Source organism: Paenibacillus validus NBRC 15382 (assembly GCF_004000985.1).
In the GTDB taxonomy this organism is placed as follows: Bacteria; Bacillota; Bacilli; order Paenibacillales; family NBRC-103111; genus Paenibacillus_G; species Paenibacillus_G validus.
On the sequence record NZ_BIMH01000010.1, the window covers coordinates 68,562 to 86,260 of the forward strand.

15 protein-coding genes are annotated in these 17,699 nt (G+C 57.1%); 11 read left to right on the forward strand and 4 right to left on the reverse strand.

Annotation, left to right across the window (positions count from 1 at the left end):
- Positions 1 to 149: 149 nt before the first annotated feature.
- Both PVA01S_RS09555 and PVA01S_RS09560 read left to right on the forward strand, forming a co-directional pair.
- Entirely contained in the window at positions 150 to 2,171 is a 2,022-nt protein-coding gene (locus PVA01S_RS09555; protein ID WP_230875897.1) for a methyl-accepting chemotaxis protein, read from the forward strand.
- 178 nt (positions 2,172 to 2,349) lie between these two features.
- The gene (locus PVA01S_RS09560; protein WP_127607130.1) at positions 2,350 to 4,173 is read left to right on the forward strand and encodes a peptidoglycan D,D-transpeptidase FtsI family protein; all 1,824 of its coding nucleotides are present in this window, start codon (positions 2,350 to 2,352) and stop codon (positions 4,171 to 4,173) included.
- Here the strand turns inward: PVA01S_RS09560 and PVA01S_RS09565 are convergent.
- On the reverse strand, positions 4,167 to 5,450 hold the full coding sequence (locus PVA01S_RS09565) for a sensor histidine kinase (protein WP_127607132.1): 1,284 nt from the start codon (positions 5,448 to 5,450) through the stop codon (positions 4,167 to 4,169). The two genes, PVA01S_RS09560 and PVA01S_RS09565, sit on opposite strands and share 7 nt — an antisense overlap.
- Before the next feature lie 183 nt (positions 5,451 to 5,633).
- Here PVA01S_RS09565 and PVA01S_RS26560 point away from each other — a divergent pair, with 183 nt between their 5' ends.
- Positions 5,634 to 5,795 carry a hypothetical protein gene (locus PVA01S_RS26560; RefSeq protein ID WP_164751785.1) on the forward strand — a complete coding sequence of 54 codons (162 nt, stop codon included), beginning with the start codon at positions 5,634 to 5,636 and terminating at the stop codon, positions 5,793 to 5,795.
- An 87-nt stretch (positions 5,796 to 5,882) separates the two neighbouring features.
- Here PVA01S_RS26560 and PVA01S_RS09570 read toward each other — a convergent pair whose 3' ends face one another.
- The gene (locus PVA01S_RS09570; RefSeq protein WP_127607134.1) at positions 5,883 to 6,926 is read right to left on the reverse strand and encodes a metallophosphoesterase family protein; all 1,044 of its coding nucleotides are present in this window, start codon (positions 6,924 to 6,926) and stop codon (positions 5,883 to 5,885) included.
- A gap of 232 nt (positions 6,927 to 7,158) precedes the next feature.
- On the opposite strand from PVA01S_RS09570, the gene PVA01S_RS09575 reads away from it, so the two are divergent.
- The 3 genes from PVA01S_RS09575 (at position 7,159) to PVA01S_RS09585 (ending at position 9,913) form a co-directional block, all read left to right on the forward strand.
- A complete protein-coding gene (locus PVA01S_RS09575) occupies positions 7,159 to 8,388 on the forward strand; it encodes a DUF2157 domain-containing protein (protein ID WP_127607136.1) in 1,230 nt (409 codons plus the stop codon).
- A complete protein-coding gene (locus tag PVA01S_RS09580) occupies positions 8,381 to 8,935 on the forward strand; it encodes a GDYXXLXY domain-containing protein (RefSeq protein WP_230875898.1) in 555 nt (184 codons plus the stop codon). Before PVA01S_RS09575 ends, PVA01S_RS09580 begins: the two co-directional genes overlap by 8 nt.
- A 90-nt stretch (positions 8,936 to 9,025) precedes the next feature.
- On the forward strand, positions 9,026 to 9,913 hold the full coding sequence (locus PVA01S_RS09585; protein ID WP_127607138.1) for a lipoate--protein ligase family protein: 888 nt from the start codon (positions 9,026 to 9,028) through the stop codon (positions 9,911 to 9,913).
- On the opposite strand, the gene PVA01S_RS09590 is transcribed toward PVA01S_RS09585, so the two are convergent.
- A complete protein-coding gene (locus tag PVA01S_RS09590) occupies positions 9,896 to 10,621 on the reverse strand; it encodes an alpha/beta hydrolase (RefSeq protein WP_127607140.1) in 726 nt (241 codons plus the stop codon). The genes PVA01S_RS09585 and PVA01S_RS09590 overlap by 18 nt on opposite strands.
- A 224-nt stretch (positions 10,622 to 10,845) precedes the next feature.
- On the opposite strand from PVA01S_RS09590, the gene pdhA reads away from it, so the two are divergent.
- The 5 genes from pdhA (at position 10,846) to PVA01S_RS09615 (ending at position 16,636) form a co-directional block, all read left to right on the forward strand.
- Positions 10,846 to 11,916 carry a pyruvate dehydrogenase (acetyl-transferring) E1 component subunit alpha gene (gene pdhA, locus PVA01S_RS09595; protein WP_054798678.1) on the forward strand — a complete coding sequence of 357 codons (1,071 nt, stop codon included), beginning with the start codon at positions 10,846 to 10,848 and terminating at the stop codon, positions 11,914 to 11,916.
- A gap of 18 nt (positions 11,917 to 11,934) precedes the next feature.
- Positions 11,935 to 12,915 (forward strand): alpha-ketoacid dehydrogenase subunit beta, encoded by a 981-nt coding sequence (locus PVA01S_RS09600; protein ID WP_127607142.1) that lies wholly within the window; start codon positions 11,935 to 11,937, stop codon positions 12,913 to 12,915.
- A gap of 32 nt (positions 12,916 to 12,947) precedes the next feature.
- Positions 12,948 to 14,318: a dihydrolipoamide acetyltransferase family protein gene (locus PVA01S_RS09605; protein ID WP_127607144.1), complete on the forward strand. Its 1,371-nt coding sequence runs from the start codon at positions 12,948 to 12,950 to the stop codon at positions 14,316 to 14,318.
- A 6-nt stretch (positions 14,319 to 14,324) separates the two neighbouring features.
- Positions 14,325 to 15,743: a dihydrolipoyl dehydrogenase gene (lpdA, locus tag PVA01S_RS09610; protein ID WP_127607146.1), complete on the forward strand. Its 1,419-nt coding sequence runs from the start codon at positions 14,325 to 14,327 to the stop codon at positions 15,741 to 15,743.
- Between the two features lie 134 nt (positions 15,744 to 15,877).
- On the forward strand, positions 15,878 to 16,636 hold the full coding sequence (locus tag PVA01S_RS09615) for a GNAT family N-acetyltransferase (RefSeq protein ID WP_127607148.1): 759 nt from the start codon (positions 15,878 to 15,880) through the stop codon (positions 16,634 to 16,636).
- Between the two features lie 122 nt (positions 16,637 to 16,758).
- Here the strand turns inward: PVA01S_RS09615 and PVA01S_RS09620 are convergent, their stop codons facing one another.
- Positions 16,759 to 17,622, reverse strand: coding sequence for a hypothetical protein (locus PVA01S_RS09620; RefSeq protein ID WP_127607150.1), 864 nt, complete (start codon positions 17,620 to 17,622; stop codon positions 16,759 to 16,761).
- Positions 17,623 to 17,699 lie beyond the last annotated feature (77 nt).

Genomic DNA, 17,699 nt, shown 5'->3' on the forward strand with positions numbered 1-17,699 from the left:
GGTTGTCTTCACTACTTGTAAGCCTGCAAAAATTCGGCAAAAGCGCACAAATGAAACTTGCTGCACAAACATCCCGGTCTAAGCGGTCTGGCACAAGCGCTGCCGGTTCTGTCGCCGAATCCTTACAGAACATGCGGATGACCCATCTTATGAAATCCGTCGGGGCGAAGCTGTTCTTGATTTTTTTCTTCTGCATCTTGTTTTTTGTGTTGACGGTTGGCTTGACTTCTTATTACAAGTCCAAGCAAGTCCTTCAGAACAAAGTGGCGGACGCTTCGGAGCAAACAATCATTCAAGCGGGATCGAAGCTTGACCTGATCTATTCGACCTTCGAAGATTTGACCATGCAGATGATGCTGAACGAAGATTTGCGGGCAACGATCACGAATCTTCGCGCAACAGGACGAGATACATACGATTATATGAACTTGAACCGGTTAGTGAACGAGAAGCTGAATGTTTATGCTTTCTCTAATAAAAGCATTAAAGCCGTGCATTTGCTGACGGAAACGGGCGAACCTATAAGTTCGACGGCCAATACGATGGGCAACGACAGCCGGGCCGAGAAGGACTGGTTCAAGAAAATCATCGAGGGCAACGGTCAGGCGGTCTGGCTTAGTACACAGGAGAAAGGATTCACCGACGGCGTTCTGGGGAACGCGCAGCCGACGTTCGCCCTGGGCCGCATACTGAAAAGCCCGTCGACGAGTCAAATTACCGGTGTGCTGCTGATCGAAATCGGCGTCGATACGATCGGCCGGGAAACCGAAAGCATCAGCATGGGCGAAGGCGGAAGCACGATCATCGTTTCCGATACGAATACATACGTGTACTCCCCGAATCAGGAACAGCTCGGCAAAGAAAGCAAGCTGGATGTGCCCGAAGACGCTTTCAAAGAGGGGAACGGCAAGCTGACCAGCATTAAGGGCGATTACCAGATCGTGTACTACAAATCGCAGGTTAACGGATGGAACTTCATCGGTTATATGCCGGTCAACGAATTGGTCAGAGACGCTTCGGTCATTTTCAACCTGACGCTTGGCATGGCGCTCGGGGCGATGGTCATTGCCGTTATCATCGGTTACTTCATCGCCCGCATGATCGGGCGTCCGCTCGTGCTGCTGCGCAACCTGATGAAGGAAGGCGAGCAGGGCAATCTGCGCGTCCGTATGGATGTGAAGAGCCAGGACGAAATCGGGCAGCTTAGCGTCAGCTTCAACCAAATGATGGAGAAAATTACGGCGCTTGTGCAGCAAACGAACGCTTCCGCGCAAGAGGTGCTGCAGACGGCGGCCGACTTGTCCGATGCGTCGAAGAGAACGGCGATGTCCGCCAAAGATATCTCGATCGCGACCGAGGAAATCGCCAACGGCGCATCCAGCTTGGCGGTCGAGTCCGAGCGAGGCAACGAATTGACGCACAACATCGCCAAGCAGATGAAAAGTGTCGTGGAAGCGAACGTGATCATGGGCACGTCAGCCGGCGAAGTACAAGGCTCGAGTAAGCAAGGGATCACTTATATGAGCGAGCTGATCGGCAAAACGAACGAAACGGAATCGATGACCCGCTCCATGGTGGAGAAAGTCGATAATTTAAAAGAAAGCACGCGCTCCATTCGTAAAATTCTCGACGTGCTCGGCAATATGACGAAGCAAACGAACATTCTATCCTTGAATGCGACCATCGAAGCGGCTCGAGCCGGCGCGGCAGGCAAAGGCTTTATGGTCGTGGCCGATGAAATCCGCAAGCTGGCCGATCAATCCCGTCAGTCGATTGCGATCGTCGGGCAAATCACGGAGCAAATTCAGAAGGAAATTGACGAGACGGTGCAGGTGTTGTCGCAAGCGTATCCGATTTTCCAAGAGCAAATTTCGTCGGTTAAGGAAGCGGATTCCATCTTCAAGCAGGTTGATACGCAAATGGCAGGCTTTATCGAGCGCCTGTCCGAAGTGACCGAGTCGATCAGTCAATTGGAATCGTCCCAATCGGTGCTTAGCGATGCGATGGCTAACGTCAGCGCGGTGGCGCAGCAGTCGTCGGCCACTTCGGAGGAAGTGGCATCGCTCAGCTCGGAGCAGCTCAACGTTTCCACCGGACTCGTCAAGCTGTCCGACAAGCTGGAGGAGCTGTCCAATTCCTTGAAAGAATCGTTATCCAAATTCCAAGTATAGACCGAGTGATCGGTTCACGTTACGGCGCTTGCCTCTGCGGAGAGGCGGGCGCTTTTTTCCATTTCATGGGATTGAAGGCGTGGCGGCTTTGACTTCAAGCTCTGCCGCGTTTGTCGAAGCTTGTATATGCGCATACTGGAAGAAAACAGCACAAGCGCGAAGCGAGCAGGTGAGTGCCATGAGCGAGCATGAATCGTCAACCTTGAAAAAAAACCGTATTTTTACCGTTTTGATAGGCATCGTTCTTGTTTTGATCGGCTGGAACGTACGGCTGTTTTGGATCCAGGTCGCCTCCGCTACGCATTTGACCGACCGGGGGATCGATCTGGTTGAAAATTCGGTTGTGCAGCGGGAACAGGGAATCGTGCTCGACAGCGGACGGGGTGACTTTGTGGACCGCAACGGCGTATCGCTCACGGGGAAGACGATGCGGGTGCTGACCGCATTTCCGATTGAAACGGACCCGAGCGGCGCCGCCGAACGAGAAGCATCACTTGCCCGAGCGGCGAAGGTGCTTGGCGTCCCGGAGCGGCAGCTGACCGTTTTTTTGGATTCGCTTACGGCGCCTCAAATTTGGACGGTCGATGGCAGAGCGGCTGCCCTGACCGAGGATCAGGCGCAGCGGCTTGACGCGCTAGGGCTTCCCGATTTACGCGTGACGACGTATAAGGAACGGTACGACAGGCGCCAGCCTGCAGCCCAGGTCATCGGGTATATCGGGCAAAACCCGGAACGGATCACGAAGCAATTCACAGACCAGTTCCATAAGGGCGAGCTGCAATTGACGAGCAAAATCGGCAACGCCGGACTGGAGAAAACGTTCGAGCCGTGGCTGCGCGGGATCGGCGCAACCTCGGTGTCGCTGTTTACGGATGCGGCAAGGCGGCCGCTTCCGGGGCTGGATATTCGCACCGTAACGCCGGGCAACCCGTATTATCCGTTGAAAATTGTCACAACCTTGGACCGCAAGCTGCAGGAGCGTATCGAAGGCAAGCTGGAGCAATGGGCTATTCGCGACGGGGCTGTCGTTGTGATGGATATCGAAAACGCCGACGTTATCGCGATGGCCAGCCGCCCGAGCTTTCAGCCGGAACACGTCGATATGGCGAATGAGGCGGGCTGGGGCAATCGCGCTTTAAAGGCGGAGACGCCGGGTTCCATATTTAAGACGGTGACCGCTGCGGCCGCGATGGACGAACACGTCGTCAAGCCCGGCGAAACGTTTCATTGCGACGGGGAGCTCGGGAAATTCGGCTTTACGTGCTGGAAGAAGGAGGGACACGGCACGCTTACGCTTGAGGAGGGCTTCGCCCAGTCGTGCAATATCGTGTTCGCGGAAGTCGCGCAGCGGCTTGGCGGAGAACGACTGGAGCGCTATGCGCAATCGCTTGGCCTGACGAACCGGGTCGGCTGGCTCGGGGATACGTCAGCGGCGGCGGGATTCCGGCAGCTGGACGGGGAAGAAGCCGGTCAAGTGTATGCCGCATCGACCGACCGTAAAGACGCGGGGGCGCTCGTCCAGACGGCGATCGGCCAACGTGACGTGCTGCTCACCCCGCTGCAGGCGGCCAATCTTGTCGTAACGCTGTTCCACGGCGGCCAGGTGCTGTCGCCGCGGGTCGTGCAAGAGGTTCGGTTCCGGAACGAAAGGTTATACGAGCGGTTCGATTCGCGTCATGCAGCAGATGCGGAAGCGTTCCCGTCCATTCATCAGGCGACGGCGAAGACGATGCTGGGCTGGATGACGCAAGTCGTGGACCACGGCACCGGCAGCGCGCTGCAAGCCGCCAAGTGGCCGGTGGCCGGCAAGTCCGGGACGGCGCAAGTGCAGCTGGCCGGCGGCAAGCCCGGCGAGAATCATTGGTTTATCGGATACGGACCGGCGGACCATCCGAAATACGCCGTTGCCGTCCTCATTCGGCATGTGCCGGCAGGAACGAAAAATAAGTCCATCCTTCTTTTTCAAGAAGCGATGGACATACTGGCGGAGGCTGATCAATGATAGCTGCTCGGCTGCAGCGAAGGGAGCGTGATTGTAAAACAGGTGCCTTTCCCCTGCTCGCTCGTGACATCGATACGGCCTTGAATGTTCTGAATGACGCGGTAGGTCACCATCATGCCGAGTCCGGTTCCTTTCCCCCGCGTCGTGTAATAAGGAGTGCCGAGACGTCCGACTTCATCCTCGGTCATCCCGATGCCCTGGTCGATGATGTCGATGCTGACGCGGGACGATTGCACGGACCCGATGATGCGCAGGATGCCCCCGCCCGGCATCGATTCGATGCCGTTCCGGCACAAGTGGACGATGCACTGGGTCAATTTGTCCGCGTTCGCGCTGATCATCAGCTTGTCCTGCAGATCGACTTCGATGCGGACGTTCCGCAGTTGAGCGAAGGTGTCGAGCTGCTCCAGCGCCCGAAGCACAAGCTGCTTGGCGTCCAGCAGCTCCAGCGCTTCCATTTGCGGTCTGGCGAACGACAAGTAGTCGTTGATGATCGACTGGGCGCGATCCAGTTCGTCAAGCACCATCTGGTTGTAGACCTGCCGCTTCTCTTCGGTAAGCTCGCGCTGCTTCATCATCTGCACGAATCCCCGCGCAACCGTCATTGGATTGCGGATTTCGTGGGCAAACGAAGCGGCCAGCTCGCTCAACAGGTTCATTTTGTCGCGCTGCTGGATTTGCTTGCGCAAATCGAGATTGATGCGAATTTGCCGGACGATACATACGATAATGACCGAAGTCCCCATATAAGTCAGCGCATAGGCGACAAAAAAAAGCGCGATTTCCGGACTATAAACCATGCGGCCGAGTCCCGCGAACGGTATCGATAAGACCGCGGTAATGGCGACAACGGCCAGGCCGATCCATCCCGCGACAAGCGGCTTTTGCAGCAGCGCGGACGGATGAATTTTGCGCTTCACGGCCCACAAGAAGAGGAAGACGACTGCGGTGATGGCGAGCGAAACGTAAGCGCCGGCGCCCCCCTCCATAAACCGGTAGAGCACAACGACGGCGAAGACCGCCAGCGTAGGAAGCGTTCCTGTATACATGAAACAGGCGGTAAGCGCGATAAAGCGCATGTCGTATTGGAAGCCGTCGGCCAGTTGAACCGGATACGTCATGCTGAGCACGGCCGAGAGGGCGGCGAGAGCGGCGGCGGCCCACCGGTTTCCGGTGTCGTCGATGTGCTGCAGACGATCGATCCAGAACAAGGGGTACATCATGACCGGAGTTACGACAAGGAGCATATTCAATAGTAATTGGGTAACAAAATCCACGACCGTTCATCACCTTTTGCAACAAATTCGATACATCGATAGTTCAATTCATATTTACATTCGACAACATTTGCCTATTTCCTACATGGATAAAAAAAGAATCTATCCGAAGATCGGACAGATTCCAGAAGCAGGCTTACAACCACCGTTCCGCTTTTTCCCCAGCCGGGTGAACCAACCGCGATGAAAGAGCGCGTAGGATGGCTGGCCCGGGAGCAGAAGAAGGGACTTGCGGTTTTCTCGGTCATTACGCCGGCGGAGGATCCGTCAGGCCGGAACGAAGCCGCCAAGCTCAAGTATGTGCACGGGGATGCGGTTTACGGGTATGATCGATTGCATGAATAGATGACGGGCTGGCTCGAAGGAGCGAAGCCCATTTTGTGTCGAAAGCGTTGGAGGCGTTGATCGCCTTGAACACCGCGCCCGCTTCGTCTACACGCGCAACGGCACGGTCCATTCCGCGCCCGGAATCCACGAACGGTCGGTGAACTCCCGGCCTTTCACGACGACTTGGTGCGGGTACACCTGCACGTACATGCCTTGAACGGTCGGCGTGCCGCTCGTGCCGCCCCTGGTTTTGCCGACGGAGGCGTTGTTGAACCAGTGGAACGTGTTCTCCTGATTGTAATGGTTCTCGTTCACAAAGGTCCGGTGGGAATGTCCGGAGAACACGAAGACGTTGCGGTACGGTTCGAGAATGGCGCGGAACCGTTTGGCGCGAATGAGCCGGTGCGTGCCGCCGTCGGTTCCGGGTGCGGGCAGGGGCTGATGGATGAACACGAGCGCCGGTTTGCCGTCCGCGTGCGCCTTCATTTTATCCTCCAGCCAGGCGAGCTGTTCGTCCGAATACCAGGCGCCCTCGCCGACATCGGGCTTCTCCTGCACGTACGCCTCCTGTGAGAGCAAGATGAGGTGTACGCCGTTCACCCATACGTCTGTATACGGTTTATCCTTATACCCGAAAAAGCGCATGAACCGCTCCCGCGCCATTGCATCCGTCTTGCCGTTGGGCATCGTCTCGGTGGAGAAAGCGCCGCGGTCCGTCAACCAAATATCGTAATAGTCATGATTGCCCATATTCGCGTAATAAGGAGGCAGCTTGTAGGCGCCCAATATTTTTTTCAGCTGATTGTACTCGATATCGCGGGCGAAGTCGGTCAAGTCGCCGCCGAAGACGATCGTATCGACGCTTGATTCGAAATTGCTCACGTCTTTCAACGCGAGGTGCAGCTTATCGCCTATGCTCGAATCGGCTGCGCTGATATGCAGATCGCTGAGCAGGAAGAAGGACAGCAGCGGCGCGCCGGAAGCTGCGGGTTGGCTCGCAGGGGCCGGGACCGGCAGCTCGGGCTGCACCGGCGGAGCGGCTGGATCGCCGGGGGCGGCTTTTCCGAATAACCGGGTAGCGGCTGCGCCTCCGGTCATTAAGGCAAGCAGGCCAAGCAATTGCTTGACAAAAAGTCTTCTGGACATCATATAGGAACAATCCCTCCGGGGGCAACGCCAAATAGAAAAATAAGAAGCTAGATTCATTATAATGTAGCAGAGGGTAAATTTGAATAAGATAGTTCGGAGTTTTCCTGCACCCACTGATGGAAAAATGGGCAGGTACTAGCCGAAGTTAGTACTGTTCTCGGCCTCGTTCTTCGCTATACTGAAAGTATCAGGACGGCATACTGGAATGCGGTCCGGACAAGAGGTGATACGCTTGAGCAAAAAATGGGTGGAACGCGAAGCGTCGGCCTGGGTCGATCAAGGAATTGTCACCCGTGAGCAGGCCGATCGGATTATCGGACTCTATGAGGATAAAAAGCATGCGGTCGGCCTGCTTCCGATTTTGGGAAGCGTGTTGGTCGGTCTCGGTATTTTGAGCTTTATTGCAGCAAACTGGCAGGATATTCCCCAACTGCTCCGGCTTCTGCTGATCGTGCTCGTCATGTGCGGATTTTACGCTGGCGGCGAGGCGGCGACGCGGCGAGGCGCGCAGAAGCTGGGGATTGCGCTCGCCGGTCTCGGGGTCGTCAGCTTCGGCGGCGGCATCATCCTGATCGGTCAAATGTTCCATTTGGTCGCTTACAATGCCGGGTCGTTCATTCTATGGGCGGCGGCGGGTGCTTTGGCCGCGTACATGTACCGCAGCCGTTACTTGTACTTGCTGGCGCTGCTGTTGTTCGATGCGGCGCAGGTCTACAGCGTCGCTTCGTTCGGCAGCTTCAGCTATACCGCCTTTCTTCTCATGGCGGCGGGACTTGGCTATTACGGCTGGAAGTTCCGCAGCGATCTGCTCGTATGGTGCTTCAGCTTAAGTGTCACGGCGCATGCGCTCATGTGGGTGCTGTCGGAAGAGTATAAATTCATGTGGATGTTTATCCCGGCGCTTGCGCTGTATGTGTTGGGGGACTGGTTGAAGGAGCGCCGCGGCGCCTACGCGCTTCAAGCTGCGCCGCTCGCCGCCGCGTTCGTGTTCGGCGTGTTCATGGTGCTGATCGGCGGCGAGTGGAGCGAACGTTCGCTGCGCGAAGGGCTAAGTCCGGAGCCGCTGGCCTACCTGAGCGCGCTGGGCGTGCTGTTCGCTGCTTCGCTGGCCGGCAAATCGATGCGGGGGCGGTTGTCGACCGCATACGAATGGGTGCTGTTCGTTCCGTTCTTCTACTTGAGCGCCGGTATATACGTGATGTATTTGCTGTCGCTGTTCTTCTTCTCGCTGTACGTGCTGTGGCGGGGCTATGCCGAAAGCTGGCGGTTCAAAATCAACTTCGGGACGGCGCTGTTCATTTGCAGCACGCTCGTCGCTTACGGCAAGCTGACGTGGGACTTTATGGACAAATCGCTCTTTTTCATCATCGGGGGCGTTCTCCTGATCGGCTTGAGCTGGTTCTTGAACCGAAAAAACAAACAGGTGTTACACGATGCGGGGGAGGGGAACCGGGATGCCTAACGGGGCGATGAACTTGAAGAAAAGACGGTCGCGGCTGGTCGCGCTGTTCGCCTTGCTGCAAACGCTTGTGCTCGCCGGCATCGCGATCTCGTACTACGCCGTCGGCTGGTACGGCCAGGACATCCGGATCCGCACCGTACCCGTCGACCCGCGCGATTTGTTGTACGGCGATTACGTCACGCTGGCATATGATATCAATACGGTTACGCCTGCGATGTGGAAAGGCTCGGACCGGCAGGTCAAGCGCGGGGACGCCGTATACGTCGTCGTGAAGCCGGGGGCCGACGGCGTATACGAGCCCGTGGCGGCTTACGATGCGAAGCCGCCGGTCGGAGCGGGCGAGGTGACGCTGAAAGCGCGCGCCCTGTACACGTGGGATAACAGATACGAAGGCGGCTTCCGGGTGAGCTACGGCATTGAGAAGTATTACGTCCCGGAGAATACGGGCAAAGAGCTTGAGGAAAAAGCCGCGCAGCTGATCGTGCATGTGAAAGTGGCCCCTTGGGGACAGGCGAAGATCGAAGGGCTGGAAGACGCGACAAGCTGATGCGGCACAGATTTCTGGTAAGCTTCCCTTGAATCCCAAGAGGATCCTCTTTACAATGAGAGGAACAAGATGGGGAAAAGGGGAACGGGCATGGAACGCGCATACGAACCACTGAACAAAGACGATACGGGCCATCAGCCGAGCGGGTGGGAAGGCGTGCTGGTCCTGGACCGCACCGACGAGCTCGGCGAAGCGGACGTGCTGTATCCGTTCGCGCTTGAGGAATTGCTTTGCCGTTATGCGGGCGAAGGAGGGCCTTCCATCGTCCATCTGTGGCGGCATCCGCGAGCGTTCGTGATGGGGCTGCGCGACAGCCGGCTGCCGGGGGCGCCGCAAGCGACCCGTTGGCTCCAGGCTCAGGGCTACAACGTCGCGGTGCGCAACTCCGGCGGGGCGGCTGTGCCCCTGGATCTTGGGGTGGTGAACGTCTCGTTCATCCGTGCCAAGCGGAGAAAGGGAGACCTTGATTTCCGCGACGATTTCGAGACGATGTACGAATTGATCGCGACTGCGCTCCGCGAAGCCGGGGGCGGCGTCGATAAGGGCGAAATCGTCGGAGCGTACTGTCCCGGCGATTTCGACCTCAGCATCGGCGGCCGCAAGTTTTGCGGCATCGCCCAGCGGAGACAGCAGCACGCGTATGTCGTGCAGGCGTTCGTAGTGGCCGAAGGCGCGGGTGCCGCTAAAGCGCGGCTCGCGCGTGCGTTCTACGAGCGGGCGGCCGAAGGCGCAGCGGCCGATGCGGCCTATCCGCGGGTGACGGAGGACAGCATGGCGAGCCTGACCGAGCTGCTCGGCGAGCGGTTCGGTGGCGCCGCGGCGTTCGCCGATGCGGTGAAACGCGTCGTTCGCGAGCGGCAAAGCGAGGCCGGGCTGGCCGCGGCTTCCGCCAAGCTGTGGCTTCCGCAAGCCGCCGAGGTGCGGGAGATGGCCGAACAGATGCGCGCGCGTTACGGCATTCTAGAGAAACCGCAATAACATCGCAGGCAGCTCCTGCTGCCAGAAGCCCCACAGATGCTTGCCGGGCTTCTCCATATATTCAAGCTGGCAGCTCCTCGCGACGAGGAGCTGTTTTGTTATGCGGTTTGCCTCGAGGAAGTCGAACGTGCCGCGGCCGGTGGAGACCTCTGTTTCTTCCGTGCCGATGAGCATGGACAAAGACAGCCAGGACAAATCGCGCTCTTCGGCGATCCGTGCCTGGGTTGACTGCAAAAATGCTCCGGATAAGGATATAACTTGCTTAAATAGGCTAGGATAATCTAAGGCAAGATGCAGCGAGACCGTTCCGCCCAGCGAGTCGCCGGCAAGTATCCGTTCGTTTGAATCGGTGCGTACCGGGTAATGATGTTCAGTGAAGGGCAGCAGCTCTTCTGCGAAAAACCGGCAGTAGGCCGCGAAACGTTCGCCGCCCGGCGCATATTCGCTCGTCCGAACGCTTTTGTCGACGTCGACGCCGACGATAATCGCTGGATCGGCGTTGTGATCGTAGATCAGCCGGTTCATGGCGGTGGCGATTCGCCCGAAATTAAAAAAATCTTCGCCGTCCTGGCAGTAAATAACGGGATAGGACAGAAGCTCATTGTAACCGGGCGGCAGATAGATGCGCAGCGCGCGGTTTTCGCCTAAATATGTGGACGGGACAAGCTCTTTGACGATCGTTCGTTTATAGTAGACGTCTTCTTCCATCGGTCGATACCTCCGTTTGTATTATAATAGTTTTCACAATTTTCACCCACTGTACTATTCATTTTGTGAAACTGTTATAGTTAGTATTTGTGAAAAAAATCATATTTATCAGGATAGTTCTTGTGTTATTTGCAAAAACAGGTTTATAATACTACTATAACAGAATTTGTGTTTTTTCGATATTGCCCCTGTTCCAACATTAACTGTAAGAGGTGACTTATCTGATGAGTAAGCCATATATCGTTGGCGTACAAGAAGTGCAGCCGTTATCCGTTCTCGGTTCCGACGGCCAAGTGGTCAATCCGGAAGCGATGCCGAAATTGACAGACGAGCAATTGCGCGAGCTGATGCGGCGCATGGTATTCACCAGAACGTGGGACCAACGTGCCGTGAACTTGACACGCCAAGGACGTCTCGGCTTCTATGCGCCGGTATCCGGTCAGGAAGCGACGATGATCGGCAGCGAATTCGCGCTGAATCAAGACGATTTCATTTGCCCGGGCTACCGGGATATGCCGCAAATCGTATGGCACGGCTTGCCGATGTACCAAGCGTTCCTGTATTCCCGCGGCCACCAGCACGGCGGACAAATTCCGGAAGGCGTGCATGTGCTCATGCCGCAAATCATCATCGGCGCTCAATATTTGCATGCGATGGGCGTAGCGATGGCGTTCAAGAAGCGCGGCGAGAAACGCGTCTCCATCACGTATACGGGAGACGGCGGTTCATCCGAGGGCGACTTCTACGAAGCGCTGAACTTTGCGGGCGCGTTCAAATTGCCGGCGATCTTTATGGTGCAAAACAACGGTTATGCGATTACCACGCCATTCTCGAAACAAACGGCGGCTTTGTCCGTTGCTCATAAAGCGGTAGCTGCGGGTATCGAAGGCGTGCAAGTGGACGGCATGGACGTGCTTGCGGTTGTCAAAGCCGTACAGGACGCTGCCGAACGCGGCCGCAGCGGCGAAGGCGCGACGTTGATTGAAGCGATCACCTACCGGTTCCTGCCGCACTCGATGTCCGGCGACGACCCGTCCAAATACCGCACCAAAGAAGAAACGGCTGAATGGGAGCTTAGAGATCCGCTGAACCGCTTCCGCCTCTACTTGACGAGCAAAGGCCTCTGGACGGAGGAAGAAGAAGCGGCTGTCGTGGAAGACGCGAAAAATACGGTAGCCGAGCAGATCAAGAAGGCGGAAACGACCGAGAAAATGACGGTTGCGGGCTTGATCGACAGCATGTTCGAGACGACGCCTCAGCACCTGGAAGAGCAAAAAGCGGATTATTTAGCGTAAAGGAGAGGACTTTCAGCCATGGCTCAAATGACAATGATTCAAGCGATAAAAGACGCGATGCGCGTCGAGCTGCAGCGCGATCCTAACGTCGTCATTTTCGGGGAAGACGTCGGGAAAGTAGGCGGCGTGTTCCGGGCAACGGAAGGGCTGCAGGGCGAATTCGGCGAAGAGCGCGTATTCGATACGCCGCTGGCCGAGTCCGCGATTGGCGGTATGGCTGTCGGGATGGCGATTCAAGGCTTCCGTCCGATTATGGAAATTCAATTCGTCGGCTTTATTTTCGAAGCGTTCGACCAAATCGCGGTGCAAGCGGCACGGATGCGTTACCGTTCCGGCGGCCGTTACCAGGCTCCGATCACGATTCGAACGCCTTTCGGCGGCGGCGTGAAAGCAGCCGAGCTGCATACGGACCCGCTTGAGGGCCTGCTGGTGCAAACGCCGGGGATCAAGGTCGTTGTGCCTTCGAACCCTTACGATGCCAAAGGCTTGCTGATTTCGGCGATTCGCGATAACGACCCGGTCTTTTTCATGGAACACTTGAATCTGTACCGTTCGTTCCGCGCGGAAGTGCCGGAGGGCGAGTACACGGTGCCGATCGGCAAAGCGAACGTCGTTCGCGAAGGCTCGGACGCCACGATCATCACGTACGGCGCGATGGTGCATACGTCCTTGAAAGCAGCGGAAGAAATCGAGAAAACGCGCGGCGCGAAAGTCGAAGTGATCGACCTGCGTACGCTGATGCCGCTTGACATCGATACGATCGTCGAGTCGATCAAGAAAACGAACCGTGCTATCGTCGTGCAAGAAGCGCAAAAAACGTCCGGTATCGCGGCTGAAGTGATCGCGCAAATTAACGAAAAAGCGATCCTGCACCTCGAAGCCCCGGTACTGCGCGTGGCGCCGCCGGATACGGTGTATCCTTTTGCGCAAGTCGAGGATCAATGGCTTCCGAACCCGGCGAAAATCGTTGCCGGCTTGAATAAAGTGCTCGATTTCTAAAACGATGAAGCGACAAGGACGGTGAGTGATCGATGGCAACGTTTGAATACCGGTTTCCGGAGCTGGGCGAAGGCATTCATGAAGGCGAGATCGTCAAATGGCATGTAAAGCCCGGTGATTCCGTAAACGATGAAACGATATTGATGGATGTGCAGAACGATAAATCGACAGTAGAGGTTCCTTCTCCGGTAGAAGGCAAAATCGTCGAACTGAAAGTTTCCGAAGGTACTGTATGTACGATTGGCGACGTCATCGCGATCATCGATGTTGTCGGCGAAGTACCTCAGCAAGCCCACGGCCACGGCGAAGCAGCCGCGGCTCCGGCAGCGGCGCCTGCTCCAGCGGCGGTTGAGCCGGTCGGCAGCGCGATCGCGGCCAATGTTGCGGCGGCGAAGATCGACACGCCGATGGCGGGCAGCGCTCCTGCGGCAAGCCCGGCGTCTGCGCCGGCAGCGGCGGCAGGCCAAGTGCTGGCGACGCCGAGCGTGCGCAAGCTGGCGCGCGAGAAAGGCGTGAACATCGCCGACGTGCCGGCGACAGGCAAGAACGGCCGCGTCACGAAGGAAGACGTGCTCGGCTTTGCAGCTGGCGGCGGCAAGGCTGCTGCTGCGCCTGTGGCTGAGGCTGGCGCAGCAGCGCCGGCGGCAGCTGCAGCGGCACCTGGCGCGGCTTCGTCCGCAGCGGGCGCTGTCAGCGGCGACCGCGAGGAAGAGCGCGTGCCGTTGAAGGGCATCCGCAAAGCGATCGCGAACGCGATGGTGAAGAGCGCCTACACGGCTCCGCACGTAACGCTGATGGACGAAGTCGATGTGACGCGTCTGGTCGCGCTGCGCGAGAAAGCGAAGCCGGTTGCCGAGAAGAAGGGCGTCAAGCTGACCTACCTGCCTTTCATCGTGAAGGCTTTGGTCGCAGCGGCTCGTCAATTCCCGGCGATGAACGCGATGATCGACGAAGAGAAGCAAGAAATTGTGTACAAAAAGTACTATCATATCGGCATTGCTACGGATACCGACAACGGCCTGATCGTACCGGTAATCCAGGATGCGGACCGCAAAAACATTTGGACAATCGCAGCGGCGATCAAAGATTTGGCGACTCGCGGCCGCGAAGGCAAGCTTAGCGGCAGCGAGCTGAGAGGCTCCACGCTGACGATTACGAATATCGGCTCCGCGGGCGGCATGTTCTTCACGCCGATCATCAACTTCCCTGAAGTGGCGATCCTGGGTACAGGCCGTATCTCCGAGAAGCCTGTCGTGAAGAACGGCGAGATTGTGATTGCTCCGGTTATGGCGCTTTCGCTCAGCTTCGACCACCGCATTATCGACGGCGCGACGGCGCAAAACTTTATGAATTACATCAAGCAGCTGCTTTCCGATCCGGAACTGCTTGTAATGGAGGTGTAACCCGCTATGGTAGTAGGTGACGCATCGGTAGAAATTGACGTATTGGTCATCGGCGCAGGACCCGGCGGTTACGTGGCGGCGATTCGCGCGGCGCAGCTCGGCAAGAGCGTGCTCGTCGTCGATAAAGAGGAAGTCGGCGGCGTGTGCTTGAACCGCGGCTGCATTCCGTCCAAGGCGCTGATTTCCGCGGCGCATCAATACGAGGTTGTCAGCCATGCCGAGTCCATCGGCATTACGGCTGAGAACGTCAAGGTCGACTTCGGCAAAGTGCAAGCATGGAAGGACGCAATCGTCAAGAAGCAAACCGGCGGCGTCGGCATGCTGCTGAAGGGCAATAAAATTCAATATTTCAACGGCGAAGCGTTGTTCATCAACGAACACGAAGCGCGCTTGTTTAACGATAACGAAACGGCCCGTTACCGTTTCAACGCCTGCATCATCGCCACAGGCTCCCGTCCGATCGAGCTGAAGGCGTTCCCTTACGGCGGACGTATTCTCTCGTCGACGGAAGCGCTGAAGCTGTCCGAAGTGCCGAAGAGCCTGATCGTCATCGGCGGCGGCTATATCGGCATCGAGCTTGGCCAAACGTACGCGAAGTTCGGTACGAAGGTTACGGTGCTGGAGGGTTCCGATTTCATCCTGCCGGGCTTTGAGAAAGAATTGACTCGACTCGTCGAGCGCAATTTGAAAAAAATCGGCGTCGACATCGTCACCGAAGCGCTGGCGCAATCGTGCGAGCGGACGGAGAACGATGTGACGGTGACGTATACAGTCAAAGGCGAAGAGAAGAAAGTGACGGCCGATTACGTGCTCGTTACGGTCGGACGCCGCCCGAACACCGACGGCGAATTGTCGCTGGAGCTCGCGGGCGTCGAAGTCGGCGAACGCGGCTTGATCAAGGTGAACGAGAAGTGCCAAACGAACGTGCCGCACATCTACGCGATCGGCGACATCGTCGCCGGTCCGGCGCTGGCGCATAAAGCGTCGTACGAAGCGAAGGTCGCGGCGGAATCGATCGCCGGACTGCCTAGCGTCGTCGATTACAAAGCCATTCCGGCCGTCGTGTTCGCCGACCCGGAAATTGCGGGTGTAGGCCTCAGTGAAGCCGAAGCGAAAGAGAAAGGCATCAACGTCGTAGTCGGCAAGTTCCCGTACGGGGCGAACGGCCGCGCACAATCGATGAACGCAACCGACGGCTTCGTTAAGCTGGTCGGCGATAAAGACAGCGGCCTGCTCGTCGGCGGATTCGTCGTCGGCGCGGAAGCGTCGAACCTGATCTCCGAGCTTACGCTTGCAATTGAGATGGGCGCTACGCTCGAGGACATTGCGCTTACGATTCATGCGCACCCGACGCTTGGTGAAATTACGATGGACGCCGCCGAAGGCGCGCTCGGCCATCCGATTCATCAGTTGGGTAAAGCGTAAACCGAATCGAGAAGAAGAAGCAGCACAGAGAAGGGCTTGCCTCCGCGGCAAGGCCCTTTTTTGTCGAGCTGGGACAATTGCACGCAAGCAGATTCGACTATAATTCGTTCAACTGGAAAGGAGGCGAATGGTATATGGGAACTGACGTTCGGATTGTCGCATTAATCGAAGAGCTGGTCGCGAACGCTTGGCCGGCTTACACGCAGCAATCGTACGGCGCTTGGAAACTGAGGGCGACCTTCGGAACGACCAAACGGGCAAACAGCGTGTTCACGGTCGGTCCGATGCCGGAAGATGCGGATTGGCTGCGCCGGATCGAGCGGTTCTACCAAAGACGCGGACTGCCCGTTTGTTTCTATGTCAGTGACGTGTCACCGGATGGGCTGGATGCGGAGCTGGCCGGACAAGGCTACCGGCTGGAGATGGATTGCTCGCTCATGCTCGGACGTACGGGGGAGGTGCTGGAGCGGGTAACGGACGGAGGCCGGTTTACTTTCGATTGTGCCGAGGAAGCCGATGACTCCTGGATTCACGATTTCATGCGGCTGGAAGCTTTTCCTCAGGAACGGTTCGCAGGGTATCGTCATATATTTTCGGCCGTCGGGCCGGAGAAGTCGTTCGTACGTGTCCTGGAGGACGGCGCAACGGTTGGTCTCGGCACGGTTGTAGCGGAGCGGGGCTTCGCAGGGATCAGCAATATTATCGTGGACCCGAAGCATCGGCGCAAAGGCATAGCCCAGCAGCTGCTTCGCGCGCTCGCCGTATGGGCGCAGGACCACGAAGCCGACCGCTTGTATTTGCAGGTGATCGACGACAACGCGCCGGCGGTGACGCTGTATCGGCAGCTTGGTTTTGACAGGATTTCAGGTCACCGGTACTGGATAAAGCCTTAGGAGGAAAAACAGGACGAAACGTTCGTCAAGCTCGAGCATGGGATTGCTGCAGGGCTTGCTCCGACCTGGCGGCCTTTCGCCACAAGGATACAACCGTCATTCGTTAGGCCCGGCATCAGCTTTTATCTGGAGCCTTTCTGTCTTAACCAGTAAGCCAGCGCAGCTTTGACGATAGATATGGAGCGATCCACGAGTCCGAATCCGAATCCGGTGACGGTGGTTGATGCCGGCTTTGCCAAGGAGGAGGCGGTCTTGAATGGTTTCCGCACGCCTCCAGCGGATGATTTGCGTGGCTTGGCCGTTCGTATGGCGGAAGCAGGCGCTCGGGATGAAGCATCGGGGCGGAGTTCGTCATTGCCTGGCATTCCGGGGCTGGAAGCCGTAAATTTCCCCATGTATAACGTTTTGGTTCGTTGATGATATGAAAGCGGCACCTGTTTCCCTTCGCTTAGGCGGAGCTTCCTGATTAAGTGAGGCGACAGAAGGAGTTCATCGCTGAACTGGTTTTCGGGAATGACGAGCTTGGCCTTAAGTTTCACGCCGTTTTTGCTCACGGTCAGTCTGGAGTTCGTGTGCCCGCCCATTCCAAGGGTGGCAATCAGCGCGGGGCCGAGCGTAATGCGAGGTTCCCGGCCGCGCTTTCGATCCGTCCCGAGCACGGCTTCACCGCTGCTTAACGTAATCCGGGTCAAAGTGATCGCATTCAGCAGCGAGTTATAATCGATCAGATAGCGGCTTTGATCCTGCAGTCCGAGCGCCAGTGCGGTTTGCGGACCGACTTCGATATACGGGTACGCGCACTCGTCGCCGTCTTCCCTATGAACTTGCACCATCCGTTCCGCGCCTTCGTTTATTAAAATAACGTTCGTTCGGTTGTACAGATCTTCCAAGTCATGCGCAACTTTGCAGTAACATTCCACGACAAGCGTGATTTCATGCTCGTTCCGCCGGTCGGAAATCAACACATCGACGACGTCTCTGCCCATCTTACATCCTACCCTTTCGTCAAGAGTCCGGTTCAATCCGTTACAACGTATGTCAGCGGCTGAATTTCCGCTTGTAC